The sequence below is a fragment of the Sphingopyxis sp. H053 genome, assembly GCF_001468225.1.
In the GTDB taxonomy this organism is placed as follows: Bacteria; Pseudomonadota; Alphaproteobacteria; order Sphingomonadales; family Sphingomonadaceae; genus Sphingopyxis.
In genome coordinates this window covers 389,959-406,082 of record NZ_LNRU01000002.1, presented here as the reverse complement: position 1 = coordinate 406,082, position 16,124 = coordinate 389,959, and the positions used below count along the sequence as shown (strand labels likewise).

Below are 16,124 nucleotides of genomic sequence, written 5' to 3'. Positions count from 1 at the left end.
AATGGATATCGACAGGAATGTGAACCGCGGGTGGAAATTTGGCGCCATGCTGGCGTCGTCGGCGGCGATATTGCCGCTCATGCTCGCCTTATCGCCCGTGGCGGCGCAGCCAAAAGCCGGTCAGTCGCCGGTCGATCTCGCCAACCCGCTCGTCGGCACCGCGCCGCTCGACGATCCCGCGGTGATCGGCAATGCGCCTCCGCCGGGCGAGCCTGTCTATTCGGGGCAGACCTCGCCGGGCGCGCGCCTGCCGCACGGGTCGGTCGAAGCGGCGCCGGTGAACAATAATATCGAGCTTCTCTATCCGAACGGCGTCCCCGTTCCCTATTATTACACCAACCCGACGATGATCGGCTTCACCGGCGGCGGCGGCTCGACCTATGGCGGCGGCGCCGAGCCGTTCATCATGCCCGTCGTCGGCGACTGGTCGCCGCCGCCCGCCTACAGCCAGTCCTATTATGACAAGTCGCGCGAAAGGGCGTCGCCGGGCTATTATTCGGTCTATCTCGACAGCTTTCGCACGCAGGCCGAACTGACCGCGACGCGCTGGGCGAGCGTCATGCGCTTCACCTTCCCCGCGAGCGAGCGGTCGAACATCATCGTCAACCTGCCGCGCCACGGCGGCTCGGTCGAGGTGGTCGGCGACCGCATCATACGCGGCATATCGAACGACAAGGACAGCGCCGACGGCGGCTATTTCGTCGCCGAATTTTCGAAGCCCTTCGCCGCGCTCGGCACCTTCCGCAAATCGCCGGGCGACAATGCGGGCTGGGGCATCGGCACCAGCGATGTGAAACCCGGCGGGCGCGAAATGACGGGCAGCTATGCCGGCAGCTATGTGACCTTCAAGACGAAAGCCGGCGAGCAGGTGCTGGTGAAGATGGCGCATGGCACCAGCTATGAGCAGGCCGCGCAGCGGCTCGCCGCCGAAGTGCCGGGATGGGATTTCGACGGCGTCCATGCGGCAGCGCGCGATACCTGGGCGCAGCTGCTGAACCGCGTCCGCGTGACCGGCGGCACCGACAAGCAGCGGGGGCTCTTCTACTCGACGCTGTTCCAGTCCTTCGCCTCGCCGCGCCTGATCGCGCAGACGGGCGAGAAATTCGCCGACACCAACGGCAAGGTCCAGACCGCGACGCACGACCGTTACGGGCCGGTTCCTTTCTGGGACACGGGGCGCAACCAGATCGTCCTGCTCGAACTGATGGAGCCCGAGGCGGTCCAGAATATCATGGCGTCCGAACTCGCGATGGCGCGCGAGAAGGGCTATATGAACACCTCGTTCCACGGCGACAATGCGGTGTTCCTGTTCCTCGGCGCGTGGGAGCGCGGCATCGAATTCGATTATGAAGCCGCTTATGAATATCTGCGCAAGAACGCGACCGACCCGAAGGGGCCGCGCGGCTATCTCGCAGAATATATGGAGCAGGGGTGGATTTCGGACATCGTGCCCGATCATAATCCCAGCCCGCCCTACGCCGGCGGCAAGGCGGGCGCGGACAAGACGCTCGAATATGCGTGGGACGATTATGCGCTCGCGCTCTACGCGAAAAAGCTCGGCAAGGACGCCGACCACAAGATGTTCCTGAAGCGCGCGGGCAACTATGCCAATGTGTTCGACAAATCGATCGGCTTCATCCGCGGGCGCACCGCCGACGGCAAGTGGATCGCGCCCTTCGACCCGCAGGAACCCTATTACAATTTCATGATGAAGGAGGCGTCGGGCTGGTCGACCTTGTGGCTCGTCCCGCACGACGTAGAGGGGCTGATCGGCCTCATTGGCGGGCGCGACGCGTTCAATGCCAAACTCGACGAGTTTTTCACCAAGCCTTACAATCCGACGGGCATCTGCCGCGACTGCACCGGCGTGATCGGCCAATATGTGCACGGCAACCAGCCCGACCAGCAGGCGCCCTATTATTACAACTGGAGCGGCCAGCCCTGGAAGACGCAGGCGCTGGTGCGCCAGATCCTCGACAAGACCTACGCCAGCGATGCCGCGGGTTACGGCTATCCGGGGATGGACGATCAGGGCGCGACCTCGTCGTGGTACGCCTTGAGCGCGCTCGGCTTTTACCCGGTCGATCCGTCGAGCCAGGATTATATCATCGGCAGCCCGGTGTTCGACGACGCCAGCCTCGACATGGGCAATGGCAAGACGCTGCGGATCGTCGCGCGCAACAATTCGGCCACCAACGTCTATATCCAGTCGGCGACGCTGAACGGCAAGCCGTGGAACAAGCCGTGGTTCCGCCACGACGATGTGAAGGACGGCGCGACCTTCGTCTTCACGATGGGCGCCAAGCCGAACAAGGCGTGGGGCGCCGCGCCCGGCGCCGCACCGCCGTCGATGTTGCGAAAACACTGACCCAGCCCCTCGCCCCCGCGCCCTCCGCGGGGGCGCGAGCCCAGGACCCGCCCCATCCCCCTAAGGGTCCTGGGCTCCCCCATTCAACAGGACAAATCCCATGCGCAGCCTTTTGATCACCGCATCTTTTCTCGCTCTAGCGCCGGTCGCGGCATACGCGCAGACTGCCGCGCCGCCCGCGGAGGGCGCCGTCTATACCAGCGAGCTGATGACGCGCTGGGGCAAGGAGGTGACGCCCGAAAACGCCTGGCGCCTCTATCCGCGCCCGCAGATGGTGCGTGATCGCTGGGTCAATCTCAACGGCCTGTGGGACTATGCGATCGCGCCCAAGGCGGCCGAGCGGCCGGCGGCGATGGACGGCCAGATCCTCGTGCCGTTCCCGGTGGAATCGAAACTCTCGCGCGTTGCGCGCAAGGTCACGCCCGACGACCGCGTCTGGTATCGCCGCAGCTTCACCGTCCCCGCCGACTGGCGCGGCCAGAATGTCATGCTCAATTTCGGCGCGGTCGACTATGAAGCGACGGTGCGCGTCAACGGGTCGGTCGTCGGGTCGCACAAGGGCGGCTTCGACGCCTTCGGCTTCGACATCACCCCCTATCTGAAAGCGGGCGCGAACGAGCTGGTCGTCGAGGTCACCGACCCGACCAGCGCGGGAACGCAGCCGCGCGGCAAGCAGATCCTCGATCCCGCGGGTATCTGGTACACCGCGGTCAGCGGCATCTGGCAGACGGTGTGGATCGAGCCGGTGCCCAAGCTCCACATCGCCGAGGTGCGCGCGACCCCCGACATCGACCGCGGCACCGTCGACGTCGCCGTGGCGCTCTCCGGCTGGGCGAACGACAATGACGCGGTGCGGCTGACCGCGAGCGCGAAGGGCAAGGTCATCGCCTCGACGATCATTCGCGCGAACCGGCAGGCGACGCTCGCGATCCCGAACGCGCATCTCTGGTCGCCCGACGATCCCCATCTTTATGACCTCAAGGCCGAGCTGGTGACGATCGCCGATCCCTATGCGGGCGAGGCCGAGCGCGACCGCAAAGCCTATGACTCGCGCTTCACCGACCATGAAAGCCGCGTCTATGCGAAGGCAAAGGTTCAGGGCGCACCGCGCGACAGCGTTGCCGCCTATTTCGCGATGCGCAAAGTGTCGATCGGCCCCGGCCACGTCACGGGGCAGCCCGCGATCCTGCTCAACAACAAACCTTTGTTCCAGCACGGCACGCTCGATCAGGGCTGGTGGCCCGACGGGCTTTATACGCCGCCGTCGGAAGAGGCGATGAAGAGCGACATCGTCTTCCTGAAGAAGGCGGGGTTCAACATGCTGCGCAAGCATATCAAGGTTGAACCCGCGCGTTACTATCACGACGCCGACCGGCTCGGCATGCTGATCTGGCAGGACATGCCCTCGGGCGGCGGCGAGGATCAATATCTCGCCGGCACCAGCCAGTACCAGGCGATCTTCCCGTCGGAGACGCTGGCCGAGCAGCAGAAACAATTGTCCGAAATGATCGGCGAACTGCGCGCCTTCCCCTCGATCGTGACGTGGGTCGTGAACAACGAGGGGTGGGGCCAATATGATTCGGCGACGCTGACGCGTTTCGTGAAGGGAATCGATCCGACGCGGCTGGTCGACGCCAATTCGGGCTGGCTCGACGTCGCGCCGAAGGATTCCGACATGCTCGACATCCACACCTATGAGGATGTGCCGAAGACGCCGCCGCTGCAGGCCGACCGCGCGATCGTACTCGGCGAATATGGCGGAGTCGGTTTCCCCGTGCCGGGGCATATCTGGAAACCGGGCAAAGGCAATTGGAGCTATCAGGTCGCACAGGACGAGAAGGAATATCTCGTCCGCTTCCGCCGCAAGATGGAAGGCGTGATCCGGCAGGCGAAGGAGAATGGCCTCAGCGCGTCGGTCTACACCCAGACGACCGACGTCGAGGACGAGATCAACGGGTTGCTGACCTATGACCGCGCGGTGCCGAAGGCATCGGCGGAGGCGTTGGCGGAGATCGCCGCGCCGCTTTGGAAGACTCCGACTCCGGACTGACCCGGAGCGGGCGAAAGCATGATGGCACCTGCCGTCCCCGGAGTCGGGGATGGCGGGCGCGGTGGTCTGCGGCCGCGAGTCTATATCCACGCAAAACTGGGAAAAATTGTGTCTTTATGACGAGTCCGTAACGATTCATCGCGTCCCGCCACCGGCTCGAAAAATTTATTTTGACAAATTGTTTTTTATATTCTGATAGAGGCTCAACGGGTCCGATGATCCGCTGCTCGGCGACTCCGAAAGCGCCGAATAACGAGTGGGGGCGAGCAGCCCCTCGAACAGGGAGGTCGATGTGATGAAGGCAGGACAAATCCATTCAGCGAAAGCGGCGCGGCGCGCGGCGCTGGTCCGCGAACTGATGCTGGGCGCGGGCACGCTCGCAGCGCTGTGCAGCGCCGGGCAGGCCTATGCGCAGGCAGCGCCGGCACCGGCGCCGCAGCCGCCGGCGGATGAAGCGGCAGAGGCGGCACCGGGCGACGCGATCGTCGTCACCGGCTATCGCAAGTCGATCGAGCAGAGCCTCGAACAGAAGCGCGAAGCCAACTCGCTGATCGAAGTCATCACCGCCGAAGACATCGGCAAATTCCCCGACAAGAACGTCGCCGACGCGCTGCAGCGCGTCCCCGGCGTGATCATCACCCGCGACGGCGGCGAGGGCAGCCGCGTCAGCATTCGTGGTCTCCAGTCGGACCTGACGCTCACCCTGCTCAACGGCAATTTCATCGCCGGCGCCGACAGCGGCGATCCGTCGCGCTCGTTCAACTATGTCCTGCTGCCGTCGAATTTCATCGCCAGCACCGAAGTGTACAAGTCGGCCGAAGCGCGGCTCGAAGAGGGCGGCGTCGGCGGCACCGTGATCCTCAACACCCGTCGTCCGTTCGACCTGCCGGCCTGGTCGGGCTTCGTCTCGGCCGAGGGCACCTATTCGGACACGACCAAGAAATTCGATCCACAGATTGCCGGCCAGATTTCATGGAAGGACCCCGAAGAGCGGCTCGGTTTCCTGATCGGTGCGACCTATCAAGAACGTTCGAACCGCGAGCTGCGCGGCTCGACCGAAACCTGGCGCTGGTGGAGCGACCGCGCCCCGAACGGCGACATCATCACCCCCGCGACCGACGTCAACGGCAATCCGTTCGAGAATGACGACGCGATTTCCTATTGGCCGGGCACGGGCGTGACGGGGCAGGACGGAAAGCATTATTCGGGCTATTGGGCGCCGCAGTCGGTCAACGCCGAAGTCTTTTCGCAGCAGCGCAAGCGTCTCGGCATCCAGGCGACCGCGCAGATGCGCCCGATCGAAAACCTGACCGTCACCGCCAATTATTTCCGCTTCGATTACAAGAGCAACTGGCAGAGCAATGTGCTGAAGATCCCCGAATGGGGTTATGGCAATTTCTTCACCGCGCCGACCTTTGACGAGAGTGGCACGATCTTCCAGTCGGCGAATTTCCAGGTGCCCGCCGCGGGAACCGGCTGCCTTACCAGGCCGACACCCTGCACGATGGAAACGCCGCAGATTGCGGGTTCTTACAGCCGCGAAAAGCAGGTTTCGAACACGTTCGAGACCGAGGTCGCCTGGAATCAGGACAATTTCGACGCGGTGCTGAAATTCGGCAAGACGAAGGCGACCGGCGGTCCGTCGATGCGCTTCGGCGTCGCCGTGAAGCCGCGCCTGACGATCCCCGGGCAGGAGCAGAACGGCAATTTCCTGAGCGCGTGGGATTTCACCGGCGGCAATCTCAACATGGAATTCTCGCCCGAGCTGCAGGAAAATATCAAGAACGGCATCGCGCAGATTGACGTCGGCTCGACGGGCTCGGGCTTCACCAACAGCGCGATCTCGCAGCGTTATGCGCAGCTCGATCTCGTCCGCCGCTTCGACAGCGTCCTCAGCGCGTTCCGCGTCGGCGGCAAGTGGCGCGAGATGAGCATCCACCGCGAAACCGGCCGCAATGAATGGTACGCCGATCCGGCGACCAAGCGGCGCTATCAGGACACGCCCGAGGGCGCGGTCGCGCGGCCCGAATATTTCTATGACAATCCGATCGGCAACATCGCCGGCGGGTTCGATGCAAGCTCGTTCCCGGGCATCAACTTCAGCAATTATCTCGACTACATCAACACGACCTATGGTCCGTCGGTGCGCGTGCCCGAGCCGAACAACACCTATGACCTGAAGGAGAAGGTGTTCGCCGGTTATGTGCAGGCCGATTTCGAGGCCGGTCCGCTGCGCGGCAACATCGGTGTCCGCGTCGCGCACACGAAGCAGTCGGGCCTGACCTCGGATCGTCTGCAATTCCTCAACGATTATTGCGTCGACGGCCCGGGCGGACCGTTCGATCCGAATGTGCCGCTCGCTCCCGACGGCAATTGCCAGGTGCGGCCGCTTGCCGAGCGCGAAGTGATCGTCAACACGCAGATCGATCAGTCGAAGAGCTACACCGACTGGCTCCCCAGCCTGAACGTCGTCTATGAAGTCACCCCCGACATCGTCGTTCGCGGCGCCGTCGCCAAGGTGATCGCGCGTCCGTCGTTCAACGATCTCGGCTCGCAGCGTTCGCTCACTTATCGCTCGGCAGCTTACGCCTTCGACCGCGGCCAGTTCGGCGAGTTCGAGGGCTGGTCGGGCAGCGGCGGCAACGCCGATCTCCAGCCCTTCTCGGCATGGCAATACGACCTTGGCGTCGAATGGTATTTCAAGCGCGGTTCGGTGCTCGGCGCCGGTGTGTTCCGCAAGGAAGTCTCGGACTTCGTCGTGCCGCTCGTGCTCGACGTGACGCGCGAAGTGAACGGCGAGCAGGTGCTGATCCAGCCCTATTCGACGGTCGCCAACGGTTCGAACGCGGTGTCGCAAGGCGTTGAAGTCTATGCCCAGCACACGTTGGACTTCGGCCTCGGTGCGCAGGTGAACTTCACCTATAACGACACCTCGGTCGCCGACATCACGCTCGATGGCGAAACCGTCGGCAAGTCGGCGCTGGTCGGCAGCGCGAAGACGCAGGTCAACGCGTCGGTCTTCTACGAAACCGACAAGTTCCTCGTCCGCGCCTCATACAACCGCCGCGGCGAAGTCGTCGGCGGGCTCCAGTCGGGCCTCAACGTCTACACCGACCCCTATGAACAGGTCGACATCAACGCCTCGTACGAGCTGATGGACGGGCTGATGCTCACCGCTTCGGTCATCAACCTGACCAAATCGGAAGAGCGTCAGCACCTTGGTAACGACACCAAGGACCGCTTCGTCCGCAGCAACTATTTCGGCCGCCGCGCTTACGTCGGCGTTTCGTACAAGTTCTGATGGGGCCCATACCCCAGCTCTCCCCCTTGGGTGGCTCCGCAAGGAGCCACCCACCTCTTTCCGGGCGAGCGGGTATGACTATGGTAATGAGCGAAACGGGGAGCGACGCAGGGTGCGTGTCTGGTTGAAATCGCTGGTTTTCGGTGCGGTGCTGCTGACAGGCGGCGCGGCCGCGGCAGAGAATCCGATCGTTCCCGGCTGGTACGCCGATCCCGAAATTCGTGTTTTCGGTGACCGTTACTGGATCTATCCGACCTATTCGGACCATGGCGAGACGCCCGATCTCTCGCAGCATTTCAATGAGCAGCAGAAGAAGCTGCGCGAGCAAAAGACGGTCAGGCCGTCCTATCATTTCCAGACCTTCTTCAACGTCTTTTCATCGCCCGACCTCGTCCACTGGACGAAGCATAGCCACGCCCTCGACGTCGAGAATGTCGCCTGGGCCGCCTATGCCGTGTGGGCGCCGTCGGCGATCGAGAAGGACGGCAAATATTATCTCTTCTTCGGCGCCAACGACATCCAGTCGGACGACCAGCGCGGCGGCATCGGCGTCGCGGTCAGCGACCGCCCCGAGGGGCCGTTCAAGGACGCGATCGGCAAGCCGCTGATCGACGCCTTCCACAATGGCGCGCAGCCGATCGACCAGTTCGTCTTCCGCGACGATGATGGGCAGCATTATCTCTATTATGGCGGCTGGAAGCATTGCAACGTCGTGCGTCTCGGCGACGACCTGACGTCGATCGAGCCGTTTGCCGACGGCACGACCTATAAGGAAATCACGCCCCCCGGCTATGTCGAGGGCTCGTTCATGGTGAAGCGAAAGGGCGTCTATTATCTGATGTGGTCGGAGGGCGGCTGGACCGGCCCCGACTATTCGGTCGCCTATGCGATGGGACCGTCGCCGACCGGCCCGTTCAAGCCGATGGGCAAGATATTGAGCCAGGATTTCAAGATCGCGCGCGGCGCGGGGCACCATTCGGTGGTCAATGTGCCCGGCACTGACGACTGGTATATCGCGTACCATCGCCGCCCGCTCGACGAGACGAGCGGCGAGCGCCGTCAGCTCGCGATCGACCGCATGATCTTCAACGCCGACGGCACGATCGCTCCGGTGATAATGACAAATAAGGGCGTCGCAGCGCGCCCGCTGCCGGCACGAACGGCGAACAGGGGAGAGACGAAGTGAAGACGATCCGCAAGACGATGCTGAGCGCCGCCGCAAGCGCGCTCGTGCTCACCAGCGTCGGCACGCCGGTTGCGCTCGCGCAATCGGGCACGCAGCAGACCGCGCTCGTCGATTATGTCAATCCGCTGATGGGCACCGATTCGAGCTATCGCCTGTCGTACGGCAACACCTATCCCGCGGTCGCGGTGCCCTTCGGCATGAACAGCTGGACCCCGGTGACGGGCGAGCCCGGCAGCGGCTGGGGCTATACCTACGACGGCGAGAAGATCAGCGGCATCAAGCAGACGCACCAGCCGAGCCCGTGGATGAACGATTATGCCGCTTTCGCGCTGATGGCGGAAACCGGCCCGGTGAAGGTCAAGCAGCAGGAACGCGGCAGCTGGTTCAGCCACAAGGCCGAGGTCGCGCGCCCCTATTCGTACAAAGTCTATCTCGCCGACTATGATGTGACCGCCGAGGTCGCGCCGACCGAGCGCGCTGCGCAGTTCCGCTTCACCTTCCCCGAAAGCGACGACGCGCACATCCTGCTCGATGGTCTCGCGGGCGGATCGATGGTCAAGGTCGACGTCAAGAACCGCCGCATCACCGGATATGTCCGCAACAACAACGGCGGCGTGCCCGACAATTTCCACAATTATTTCGTCGCCGAATTCGACCGCGACTTCACGCTCGCGCGCACCTGGGCCGGCGACAACGCGCCGACGAACGAACTCGCGCGCGAGGGCGATCATGTCGGCGCGGTGCTGAGCTTCAAGACTAGGAAGGGGGACAAGGTCCATGTCCGCGTCGCCTCCTCGTTCATCAGCCCCGAACAGGCGTTGCTGAACCTGCGCAGCGAAATCGGCAGCGACAGCTTCGGTGCGACGCAGGCGAAGGCGAAGGCGGCGTGGGAGAAGGAACTGTCGCGCATCCGCGTCACCGATCCCGACCCCGAAAAGATCCGCACCTTCTATTCGTCGCTCTACCGGATGCTGCAATTCCCGCGCGTCTTCTATGAAAAGGACGCGAACGGAAAGATCGTCCACTACAGCCCGTACGACGGCAAGGTCCACGACGGCTACATGTTCACCGACAATGGTTTCTGGGACACGTGGCGCGCGGTCTTCCCCTTCTTCGCGTTGATGTACCCCGACCTCGACAGCCAGATCATGCAGGGGCTGGTCAACACCTATAAGGAAGGCGGCTGGCTGCCCGAATGGGCGAGCCCCGGCTATCGCAACGTGATGATCGGGTCGAACTCGGCGAACCTGATCGCCGACGCCTATTTCAACGGCGTGCGCGGTTTCGACGTCGAGACGCTCTATGAAGCGATGATCAAGAATGCGACGACGAGCGAGGGCCGGCCCAAGGATAAGGCGGGCAAGGTCATCGCCGCGGTCGGCCGCGAGGGCGCCGAATATTACAACCGGCTCGGCTATGTCCCTTACGACGTCGGCATCAACGAAAATGCCGCGCGGACGCTCGAATATGCGACTGCGGACTTCTCGATCGCGCAGCTCGCAACTTTGCTCGGCAAGGAAGCCGATGCGAAGAAATATACCGAGCGCGCGCTCAATTACCGCAAGCTCTATGACAAACAGAGCGGCTGGATCCGCGGCCGCAACAAGGATGGATCGTGGGCGACGCCGTTCAACCCCTACAAATGGGGCGACGCCTTCACCGAGGGTAACGCGCTCCATTACAGCTGGGCGGTGATGCAGGATGTCCAGGGGCTGATGAACCTGATGGGCGGGCGGCAGAAATTCGTCGAGCGGCTCGACGCGATCTTCACCACCGCGCCGATCTTCGACGAAAGCTATTATGGTCAGGTGATCCACGAGATCCGCGAGATGCAGATCGTCGACATGGGCCAATATGCCCATGGCAACCAGCCGATCCAGCACATGCCCTATCTCTATAATTGGGCGGGCGCTCCGTGGAAGACGCAGCATCATGTGCGCGACATCATGGCGAAGCTCTATTCTTCGGCGCCCGACGGTTATCCGGGCGACGAGGATAACGGCCAGACGTCGGCCTGGTATGTCTTCTCGGCTTTGGGCTTCTATCCGGTCGCCTCGGCGACGGGCGAATATGCGATCGGCAGCCCGCTGTTCCAGAAGGCGGTCCTGACAATGCCGAACGGCAAGACGCTGACGATCAACGCCGCGAACAACAGCGCGACGAATATCTATCTCCAGTCGGTCGCGCTCGGCGGGAAGCCGCAAACGAAGACCTATTTCACCCATCGCGCGCTGTCGCAGGGCGGGACGGTCGACTTCGTCATGGGCGCCCAGCCCAACAAGCAATGGGGCACCGCCCCCGCCGATGCGCCCTTCTCGATCAGCGCACGTGGAAAGTAGGATGAGCATGACCCCCAACCGCCGCGAGATCATGGCCGGTGCCGGCGCACTGGCGCTGGCGGCCGCGATGCCCACCGCCGCACGCGCCGCCGGTGCCTTCACCAGCAAGCGCCCGGCGCCCGCCCAGCGCGCCTTCACCAGCCCCGCGATCGAGGCCGAGATTTCGCGCGTGAAGGCGAAGATTGCAGACCCCGAACTCGCCTGGCTGTTCGAGAATTGCTACCCGAACACGCTCGACACGACGGTGCAGACGGGCACGCTCGATGGCCGCCCGGACACCTTCGTCATCACCGGCGATATCGAGGCAATGTGGCTGCGCGACAGCTCGGCGCAGGTGCAGCCCTATATCCACCTCGTCGCCAAGGACGCGAAGCTGAAGCGCCTGTTCCAGGGGCTGATCCAGCGGCAGGCGCGCTGCATCCTGATCGATCCTTATGCCAATGCGTTCGACAAGGACCCGACCGCGCCGTCGAAACTCGAATGGTCGCAGACCGACAAGACCGAGATGAAGCCGGGGGTCGCCGAGCGGAAATGGGAAATCGACTCGCTCTGCTACGCGATGCGCCTGTCCCACGAATATTGGACGCGAACGAAGGACAAGGCGCCGTTCGACGACACATGGTCGCGCGCGATGAAACTCGCGGTCGCGACCTTCCGCGAACAGCAGCGCAAGGACGGCCCCGGCCCGTACAGCTTCCAGCGCCCCGCGCTCCAGCCGACCGACAGCCTGATGCTGAGCGGCTACGGCGCACCGACGAGGAAGGTCGGGCTGATCCACTCGATGTTCCGCCCGTCGGACGATGCATGCCTCTATCCCTTCCTGATCCCGTCGAACCTGTTCGCGGTGTCGGTGCTGCGCAAGATCGCCACCGTTCACCGCGAGGCGCGCGGCGACAATGCCGCAGCGACCGAAGCCGAAGCGCTCGCTGCCGAGGTCGACGCCGCGCTAAAGGCGCACGCGCTGATCGACGACGGCAAGGGCGGTCAGGTCTGGGCCTATGAGATCGACGGCTTCGGCAACTGGGTGTTCATGGACGACGCCAATGTGCCGAGCCTGTCGGGGCTGCCGCTGATAGACGTCGTCGACAAGAACGACCCGATCTTCCTTCGCACCGCGGCGCTCGCCTGGTCCGACCGCAATCCCTATTTCTTCAAGGGCACGGCGGCCGAAGGGATCGGCGGCCCGCATATCGGCCTCGACATGATCTGGCCGATGTCGATCATCACCCGCGCGATGAACGCCGACGACGATGCGACGATCCTGCAATGCCTGCGCTGGCTCAAGACGACGCACGGCGGCACCGGCTTCATGCACGAAAGCTTCCACAAGGATGATCCGAAGAACTTCACGCGGAGCTGGTTCGCGTGGGCGAACGCGCTGTTCGGCCAGCTGATCGTCGAGGTCGCCGACAAGCGCCCGGCGCTGCTGTCGCGGCCGCTGTGATGAGGGATAGAATGATTACCACGAGCCGCCGCCAGCTTCTCGCCACCACGGGCCTGCTCGCGCTCGGCGGCGCGATCCCTGCCGGCTGCTCGCGCGCCGCGGGCGAAGCGCTCGCCCTTGGCAAGCCGAACCTCTTCATCGGCACCGGCGGGCACGGCCACACCTTTCCCGGCGCGTCGCTGCCGTTCGGGATGGCGCAGCTCAGCCCCGATACGAACACGCATGGCTGGGATGCCTGCTCGGGCTATCATCAGAAAGATGGCTCGATCATGGGGTTCAGCCACACGCATCTGTCGGGCACCGGCATCGGCGACATGCTCGATATTCTCGTGGTGCCGACGCGGCGCGAGCTGAAGCTCGAACCCGGCACGGTCGAAAAGCCCGGCGAAGGCTATCGCCAGCGTTATTCGGACGAACATGCCGAGCCCGGCTATTACCGCGTGAAGCTCGAGACCGGGGTGCTCGCCGAACTCACCGTCACCGAACGCTGCGGGCTGCACCGCTATCGCTTCGGCCAAGGGCCGGGGCATATCCTGATCGATTTCGCGCACGCGATCGAGGATGACTGGGACAAGGGTATCGTCGTCGAGAATGCGTCGCTCGACCTCGGCGACGACGGCATGCTGACCGGCGGCCGGCAGGTCAATCGCTGGGCCAAGGGCCGCCGCATCCATTTCGCGATGCAGATGTCGCGGAGGCCCGATCGCGTCCAATTTTTCGGCGACGACGGCACCCCCGCCCCCGACGGCGCGAAGTCGATCAAGGGCAACAAGCTCAAGGTCGCCTTCTTCTTTGACGATGCCGGTGGCCCGCCGGTCCTGATCAAGACCGGCCTCTCGGCGGTCGATGTCCAGGGCGCGCGCGATGCGCTGGCGCAGGAGGTTCCGGCCTGGGACTTCGACGGCGCGGTCAAGGCCGCGCGCGGCACCTGGGCGAAGGCGCTTGGCGGCATCCGCGTGTCGGGCGGCACCGAGGCGCAGCGCACGATCATGACGAGCGCGCTCTATCACGCGCAGCTCGCGCCGACGCTCTTCACCGATCGCGACGGGCGTTATGTCGGGCTCGACCGGCAGGTGCATGAGGCGGCGAAAGGCGAGGAGGCGTTCAGCACTTACTCGCTATGGGACACCTATCGTGCGCTCCATCCGCTGCTGACCTTGATCGATCCTGATCGCGCCGCGCTGCTCGTCCGCGACATCTGCCGCCAGACGGCGCAGAGCCCGGCAGGGCCGCTCGTCTGGCCGCTGCAGGGGGTCGAGACCGCGTGCATGATCGGCTGGCACGGCGTGTCGGTGCTCGCCGAGGCGCACGCCAAGGGCATCAAGGCCGATTATGCCGCCGCCTGGCCGAACATCCGCCGCCGCGCCTTCGACCGCGATTACAAGGATATCGACAGCACGCTCGGCCGCGGCTTCTATTACGACCTCGGCTATATCCCGTGCGACGAGGTGTGGGAATCGGTCAGCCGGACGCAGGAATATGCCTATGACGACTGGGCGATGGCGCATCTCGCCGATGCGGTCGGCGCGAAGGATGACGCGGCGGCGCTGCGGAAACGCGCGCAAAACTACCGCGGCGTCATCGACCCCGAAACCCGCTTCGCGCGCCCGCGCTTCAAGGACGGCAGCTGGTGGAAGGATTATGACCCCGTCCAGATCGGCCACAACGTCAAGAAATGGCGCGACTATACCGAGGCGAATGGCTGGCAGGCGACCTTCCTCAATCAGCACGACGTCTATGGCCTGATCGAGCATTTCGGCGGCGACGCGGCGTTCGAGAAGCAATTGGACGCGCTGTTCAATGCGCCCTCGACCTTGCCCGACAATGCGCCGCCCGACATCTCGGGGCTCGTCGGCCAATATGCGCACGGCAATGAGCCTAACCACCATGTCGCCTATATGTACGCCTATTGCGGCGCGCCCGCGAAGGCGCAGGCGATGATCCGGCGCTTGCTCGTCGAAATGTACAAGAACGACCCCGACGGCGTGATCGGCAACGACGACTGCGGCCAGATGAGCGCGTGGTTCATCCTCTCGGCGCTCGGCTTCTATCCCGTCGATCCGGTGAGCGCGATCTACGTCTTCGGATCGCCGCTGTTCGACGTCGCCGAGGTGACGGTGGGCGCGGGCAAGACGCTGACCGTCCGCGCCGAGGGCAATGGCGCCGACCGGCCCTATGTTCAGTCGGTCACCTGGAACGGCAAGCCGTGGAGCAAGAACTGGATCGCGCACGCCGACCTGATCGGCGGCGGCGAACTCGTCTTCGAAATGGGCGCCAAGCCGTCAGCGTTCGGCACCGCGAAGGCCGACCGTCCGCCCTCCTTCGGTTCTGCCCCCGCGTGAAGCAAATTGGCGACAAGTTTTTGGTAACGAAAATAAAATGATAAGAACGGAATGCGTTGTGAAATCTCTCCCAATCCCGACACGTTCGGCCTTGCGCTGCGGCCCGGCACCCTTCAGAAACCTCAGCGATCGAGCGAAGGGGTGGCGCTGATGGATGGTCCCGCAAAAGACCGCGGTGAAGCGCGCCTGTTCGCCGGCGTCGAGCTCGGCGGCACCAAATGCATCGTCACGCTCGCCGCGGGGCCGGGCGACATTCGCGACCAGCGGACGATCGCGACCACCGTGCCGTGGGAAACGCTGCCCGCGATCAAGGCGGTGCTCGACGAGTGGGCCGGGTCGCACGGTTTCTGCGGGCTCGGCATCGCATCCTTCGGTCCGATCAGGCTCGACCCCGCCAAGCCCGGCTATGGTCAGATCGGCGCGACGAACAAACCCGATTGGGAGGGCGCCGACCTGCTCGGGCCGCTGCAATCGGCCTTCGGCGTTCCGATCGGGTTCGACACCGACGTCAACGGCGCCGCACTCGCTGAAATTCGCTGGGGCAGCGGCCGCGGTCTCGACGATTTCGCCTATGTCACCGTCGGAACCGGCGTCGGGGTTGGGTTGATCGTCCATGGCAAGCCGACGCGCGGCTTCAGCCACAGCGAGATCGGCCATGTCCTGGTGCCGCGCCTGAAGGGCGACGAGACGCCGAGCGTGTGCCGCTTCCACGACGATTGCGTCGAGGGGCTCGCCTCGGGCACCGCATTGAATGCGCGGCTGAACGGGCGGCCGATGGCGGACGTTGCGGCCGACGACCCGGTCTGGGAACCGATCGTGCACACGCTTGCGTCGATGGTTCATTCGCTCGCCTGCACGACCGGCCCGATGCGGGTCGCGATGGGCGGCGGTGTGCTTGCCGGCCAGCCGCAATTGCTTCCCCGGATCAACGCGAAGCTCGAAGCGAGCCTCTCGGGCTATATGCAGATTCCGGGTGACGGTGCTTATGTCACCGCACCCGAACTCGGGACGATGGCGGGACCGCTCGGTGCGATCGCGCTGGCGATGGACGCGGTGGGCGCGCCCGCATGAGCAGCGACGGCGGCGTAGCGATA

General features: G+C 64.2%; 8 protein-coding genes. All 8 read left to right on the top strand.

The features are described 5' to 3' along the window. The first annotated feature begins 1 nt into the window (after nt 1). The 8 genes from ATE70_RS04995 (at nt 2) to ATE70_RS04960 (ending at nt 16,101) form a co-directional block, all read left to right on the top strand. Entirely contained in the window at nt 2-2,368 is a 2,367-nt protein-coding gene (locus ATE70_RS04995) for a GH92 family glycosyl hydrolase (protein WP_231732821.1), read from the top strand. 100 nt (nt 2,369-2,468) lie between these two features. Next, nucleotides 2,469-4,418, top strand: a complete 1,950-nt coding sequence (locus ATE70_RS04990) for a glycoside hydrolase family 2 protein (RefSeq protein ID WP_197411388.1) — start codon at nt 2,469-2,471, stop codon at nt 4,416-4,418. Between the two features lie 295 nt (nt 4,419-4,713). Beyond that, nucleotides 4,714-7,719 (top strand): TonB-dependent receptor, encoded by a 3,006-nt coding sequence (locus ATE70_RS04985; protein WP_231732744.1) that lies wholly within the window; start codon nt 4,714-4,716, stop codon nt 7,717-7,719. Between the two features lie 112 nt (nt 7,720-7,831). Next, nucleotides 7,832-8,905 (top strand): glycoside hydrolase family 43 protein, encoded by a 1,074-nt coding sequence (locus ATE70_RS04980; RefSeq protein WP_231732743.1) that lies wholly within the window; start codon nt 7,832-7,834, stop codon nt 8,903-8,905. A gap of 17 nt (nt 8,906-8,922) precedes the next feature. Next, nucleotides 8,923-11,244, top strand: a complete 2,322-nt coding sequence (locus ATE70_RS04975) for a GH92 family glycosyl hydrolase (protein ID WP_058537010.1) — start codon at nt 8,923-8,925, stop codon at nt 11,242-11,244. A gap of 7 nt (nt 11,245-11,251) precedes the next feature. After that, nucleotides 11,252-12,688: a glycoside hydrolase family 125 protein gene (locus ATE70_RS04970; protein ID WP_058537009.1), complete on the top strand. Its 1,437-nt coding sequence runs from the start codon at nt 11,252-11,254 to the stop codon at nt 12,686-12,688. Between the two features lie 11 nt (nt 12,689-12,699). Then, complete coding sequence (locus ATE70_RS04965; RefSeq protein ID WP_058536820.1) at nt 12,700-15,030, top strand: GH92 family glycosyl hydrolase; 2,331 nt, start codon at nt 12,700-12,702, stop codon at nt 15,028-15,030. A 51-nt stretch (nt 15,031-15,081) separates the two neighbouring features. After that, nucleotides 15,082-16,101 (top strand): ROK family protein, encoded by a 1,020-nt coding sequence (locus tag ATE70_RS04960; RefSeq protein WP_331458515.1) that lies wholly within the window; start codon nt 15,082-15,084, stop codon nt 16,099-16,101. The last annotated feature ends 23 nt before the right edge of the window (nt 16,102-16,124 follow it).